The sequence below is a fragment of the Oleiphilus sp. HI0125 genome, from assembly GCF_001635355.1.
Genome location: NZ_LWGF01000826.1, coordinates 1 through 1,415, shown reverse-complemented (window position 1 = coordinate 1,415; position 1,415 = coordinate 1). Strand labels below are relative to the sequence as shown.

The window sequence follows — 1,415 nt, the reverse complement described above, 5'->3', positions numbered from 1 at the left end:
AGAGATTTACGTTTTGCTAAAGGGTGTGAAGGCGAACAAAACACAACCAGTTCGTCAGTCAACCAAGTTTCTACGATCAAACTATTATTGTTGATTTCACCTTCGATAAGTCCGATGTCCAATTCATAATTTAGAACACGATCCGCGATTTCGGTTGTATTCGCGACATTGAGAGTAACGCTTGCATCAGGATGTGATTGTTTAAATTCGGAGATCATATTCACTGCTAGATAATTGCCGATGGTTAGCGTTGCTCCAATATTCAGTGAAACATCACTTACATGCTGGGCGAATGATGACTCTAGAATTTGAGCACGTTCTAGTAAGTTATTTGTTTCTTGTTGGAGAGCTTTACCCAAAGCATTTAGTTGTAAGGATTTTCCAATTCGATCAAATAGTTTTACGTCGAACTGGTGCTCCAGGTTTTTTAACGATTCACTGACGGCAGACTGAGACATCGCTAAATGTTCTGAAGCTACGCTGACATTTTCATAGTGTGCTATCGCGACAAATACTTCGAGTTGTTTCAATGTAAAACGCATATCGCTAAATCCGAATAAACTTATTTATATATCCTGTTTTACAGATATGTTAGTGGCTTTTAAACTTCTCATCAAGATTTACGAAAGTGCGGAGAAGATTATGGGTTTCATGACCGAAAAAGTTACAAGCGTTAAACATTGGAACGATACCTTGTTTAGTTTTAAAACGAGTCGTGATCCGTCGTTTCGTTTTAAAAATGGGCATTTCATAATGATTGGCTTGCCACATGAGGGGAAGCCTCTAATGCGCGCTTATAGTATTGCGAGTGCGAACTATGAAGAAGAGCTCGAGTTTTTCAGTATTAAAGTTCCTGATGGGCCTCTTACATCTAAGCTTCAAAAAATCAAAGAAGGAGATGAGATTCTTCTTAGCAGAAAACCAACTGGTACTTTGATTCTCGATAATCTCTTGCCCGGGAAAAACCTATATTTAATTAGCACAGGTACTGGGTTAGCTCCGTTTATGAGCATCATCCGTGACCCTGAAACCTACGCTGCGTATGATAATGTGATTCTAACGCATGGTACGCGGTTTGTTTCTGAATTGGCTTATCAAGATGAAATTCTCAACGACTTGCCAAACAACGAGTACTTTGGCGACGAGGTCAAAGAGAAACTAATCTATTACCCAACAGTTACTCGCGATGAATTCAAAACTCAAGGAAGAATTACCGATGCGATGCGTAACGGAAAATTAGCCTCAGATATCGGTTTGCCACCCTTAGATCTTGAAAATGATCGTTTCATGATTTGTGGTAGCCCAAGCATGTTAAAAGAGACATGTGAAATCCTTGATGAGATGGGGTTTGAGGAAGCTAAGCAGGGTAGTTTAGGACACTACGTTATTGAACGAGCGTTTGTAGAGAGTTAGTT

2 protein-coding genes are annotated in these 1,415 nt (G+C 39.6%); one reads left to right on the top strand and one right to left on the bottom strand.

What is annotated here, in order from left to right; genetic code table 11:
* A partial coding sequence (locus A3762_RS13435; protein WP_156493449.1) for a LysR substrate-binding domain-containing protein occupies positions 1 to 542 on the bottom strand: 542 nt, incomplete at its 3' end.
* Positions 543 to 639: 97 nt separating this feature from the next.
* Here A3762_RS13435 and A3762_RS13430 point away from each other — a divergent pair.
* Positions 640 to 1,413: a ferredoxin--NADP reductase gene (locus A3762_RS13430; protein WP_369820683.1), complete on the top strand. Its 774-nt coding sequence runs from the start codon at positions 640 to 642 to the stop codon at positions 1,411 to 1,413.
* The last annotated feature ends 2 nt before the right edge of the window (positions 1,414 to 1,415 follow it).